Origin of the sequence: Paraburkholderia sp. NMBU_R16, from assembly GCF_013282575.1 — a bacterium.
Lineage (GTDB): Bacteria > Pseudomonadota > Gammaproteobacteria > Burkholderiales > Burkholderiaceae > Trinickia.
Window position 1 is genome coordinate 1 of record NZ_JAAAYE010000186.1, and the last position, 1658, is coordinate 1658.

General features: G+C 56.7%; 1 protein-coding gene. It reads left to right on the top strand.

Annotated elements, in window-relative coordinates:
• The first annotated feature begins 525 nt into the window (after window positions 1-525).
• Window positions 526-1572, top strand: a complete 1047-nt coding sequence (gene ltrA / locus GWC77_RS27670) for a group II intron reverse transcriptase/maturase (RefSeq protein WP_217283444.1) — start codon at window positions 526-528, stop codon at window positions 1570-1572.
• Window positions 1573-1658: the final 86 nt, after the last annotated feature.

Below are 1658 nucleotides of genomic sequence, written 5' to 3' on the forward strand. Positions count from 1 at the left end.
GTCGTGGTCGTGATAGGCGACCCGCCGACCGACCGTGGACAACTCGCGCAAGCGCCCAACATGGAGGAAATCAGCCGAACCAAAATTCAACTGCTTAACCGTCCACGGAAACGGGTCACCCCCAGACCGTGGAAAAGTCATCCATAAGGATGGCAGGTATGTGTTGAGAAGATGAGCGAGAGCGAACCGTTCGATGACGCGTCGTTAATTCATAAAGCGCTGTCAAAACTGGAGTCATTTCGTCGCTCCAGGATCAGTCAGGACGAGACCTGTTTGCGGACCTGACGGCAGTCGGCGTAGAGGCGGCATGAGCTCAACACAGGATTTGGTATGGAACGTGAGAACCTTGCTCCGGATGGAAAGGGAAATGACAAATGGCAGACACCATGAGGAAGAATACCGATGCCGGAGTGAGGGGCGGAGCTGCCCGTAGTAGTGTTGAAACCTTTGTAATGAAGGTGGAGCGAAGGGGTAGCGTTATCCTGTTGACGAAGGTCACCAACCTGCATGGCGGGGATGAGTGACATGACCTCAACAAAACCGTATGACATTGCGAAGCGCACGGTCTGGGAAGCGTATCAGCTGGTGAGGGCCAACCGGGGTGCAGCAGGCGTGGACGATGAAACGATCGCCATGTTCGAGCAGAACCTGTCGGGCAATCTGTACAAGCTGTGGAACCAGATGGCGTCGGGGTCGTATTTCCCGCCGTCGGTGAAGCAGGTTGAGATACCCAAGGCCACGGGCGGTACCAGAAAGCTGGGCGTGCCCACCGTGTCGGATCGAATCGCCCAGGCTGTGGCCAAGCTCATGATAGAACCGGTACTGGATCCGTTGTTCCATCCGGATTCCTATGGATACAGGCCGGGAAAATCGGCAAAACAGGCGATCGCGGTGACGCGCAAGCGTTGCTGGCAGTATGACTGGGTTGTTGAGTTTGACATCAAGGCGGCGTTCGATCAGATCGATCATGACCTCCTGCTCAAGGCGGTACGCAAGCACATCAAGGTGGACTGGCTTCTGCTGTATATCGAGCGATGGCTGACTGCGCCGTTCGAGACTGCAGATGGGGCGAGACTACCACGAGCGCGAGGTACGCCTCAGGGTGGGGTGGTCAGCCCGATGTTGATGAATCTGTTCATGCACTACGCGTTCGACGCGTGGATGCAGCGGCACTTCCCTCAATGCCCCTTTGCGCGTTATGCCGATGATGCGGTAGTACACTGCCGCAGCCTGGCACAGGCTCAGGAGGTCATCCATGCCATTGCCTCACGACTGGCGGAGTGTGGATTGCAGATGCATCCTGAGAAGTCGAAGATCGTGTATTGCAAGGATCGGAGCCGCACCCAAACCTACCCGGACGTGACTTTCACATTTCTGGGCTTCCTGTTTCGTCCGAGAAGGGTGAAGACCAAGTCGGGGCAGATCTCTACCAGTTTTCTGCCCGGCGTAAGTCCTGTTGCCTTGAAACGGATGCGACAGACGGTGCGGGGGTGGCGGCTGTCTCGTCAAACGTCCGGGTCACTGGTCGTATCCCCCGGCGTCAGAATAGTTGTCGTGTCGTCTGAATCTTAGACGAGGTCCGGGGGCGGTAGAATCGGCATGAATGAAAGCCTACTCAGCAGAACGAAAAGAAGCCCTGGTGCGTCGCATGATGCCGC

Bases quoted from the DNA above. Each gene is read 5' to 3' on its own strand.
- ltrA (WP_217283444.1), top strand. From the start codon at position 526: ATGACCTCAACAAAACCGTATGACATTGCGAAGCGCACGGTCTGGGAA.